The 1,479-nt window shown below is 42.4% G+C and carries 1 protein-coding gene; it reads right to left on the bottom strand.

The features are described from left to right. Positions 1 to 872: 872 nt before the first annotated feature. Entirely contained in the window at positions 873 to 1,079 is a 207-nt protein-coding gene (locus ACFSKL_RS09150) for a hypothetical protein (protein WP_376885564.1), read from the bottom strand. Between the last annotated feature and the right edge of the window lie 400 nt (positions 1,080 to 1,479).

Here is a 1,479-nt window from a genome sequence, read left to right as displayed (position 1 = left end):
GATGTCTCGTTCTAGTATTCTTTACTAAAGCCCTTTATTATTGTCTTTCTTCTCGCTTCTCGCATCTAGCTTCTTGTCTCTTAAGAAAAGCCTGGCAGTACGGGGATGGCGTATGAGGTTCGCCACAAACCCAGTTTAGCATCACTTGGTTTATTGTTAAACATATACCCCGTAGCTGCCATGGCTTATTTGGTTATTAGTGGATTAGGTTATTGGTTGATTGAGGTTTGAAGGTTGGAAAGTTTGAAAGTTGGAAGGTTTGGGGTCTAGTAAAGTTCATGGGGCATTTGTTATAAGTGGATTAGGTTATTGGTTGAATTGGTTGATTGGGGATTAGTCACATCGAGTTTACCTCCTAACTCAGGGAGGCATAGCGAGATGTCTCGAACTAGGGATAAGATGTCCTCCCGCAATCCTTTAGGACAGGCTTCGCTTCTCTGCCTCTCGCTTCTCGCATCTAGCTTCTAGTTTCTTGTCTGTCACATCGAATTTACCTCCCAACTCAGGGAGGCGTAGAGAGATGTCTCGAACTAGGGTTGAGATTTCTTCTCCAAATTCCTGAGGGCAGACTTCATACTTTGTACATCGTACTTTGTACACTTTTTCTTCTCTGCTTCTAGTCTCTCGTCTCTAGCTTCTCGCATCTCAAAAACAAGACATACCCCTCCCATCCTGGAAAAAACCTGCGTTTTCTCCAACTGGGTCCAGAAACAGGGAAATGCTCCTGACGAATAAGAAATCTGGTTAAATCCTTCCCGACTGTGCTTCTGCAGTAGCTATAGTTTCGGAAAGGGTGCGGGTACATACATGGCGTATCGACCTTGGAAAAACGTATCTAAGTAGATGCCCCGTCTCGCATTGGTAATGTAGGTTTAGATAGGGTTCTTGGGCTTGCGCTCAAAGAGGATGTCGAAGGCTGAGAGGCCTGGGTCATCCGTAGGTTTGAGGGATTCTGTCTGATCAGACTGGTAGATTTTTCCTGACTCGGATCGCAAAGCAAATAGGCACAACCCTGCCATTCCGAATAAATCGGAGAAAGGTTCAATGATCAGGTGGCTGTATATTTTGCTCGCTTTCATGGATGGAAAATATTAAAACGAGTCTGTAAAAGGGAAAAGCGCTACTTCCAAAAAAGGAAGGGTAGGCATTTCTCCAAATTCTAATGCCACATGGCTCTGACAAAGCCACACTTATTTCTAAGTGTTCCGAACATTAGGAATAAAAGAGAGAGCCTACCCTATTTGCAAATATAGGGATATGGCTCGTCTCACTTACCCTCGTTCGGAAAATTGTCAGATTTTGTGACGAGGCTCGTAAAACGATATTTATTTAATTATATGTTTTGCTCTTATTTATTAGATATTTAACATTCTGCTATATGACTCCCCACAATCTTACACGTAGTGTTGAATTGCTGCAATAATTAATCTGTCGAATAATTTTTCACCGAAATACCTTCTGTTTAGCTTATATACGAAC

It is taken from the genome of Belliella marina (assembly GCF_042682445.1).
Classification (GTDB): domain Bacteria; phylum Bacteroidota; class Bacteroidia; order Cytophagales; family Cyclobacteriaceae; genus Belliella; species Belliella marina.
The sequence above is the reverse complement of the archived record's forward strand: the minus strand, read 5'-3'. Positions and strand labels throughout refer to the sequence as shown.

Bases quoted from the DNA above. Each gene is read 5' to 3' on its own strand.
- ACFSKL_RS09150 (WP_376885564.1), bottom strand. From the start codon at position 1,079: ATGAAAGCGAGCAAAATATACAGCCACCTGATCATTGAACCTTTCTCC.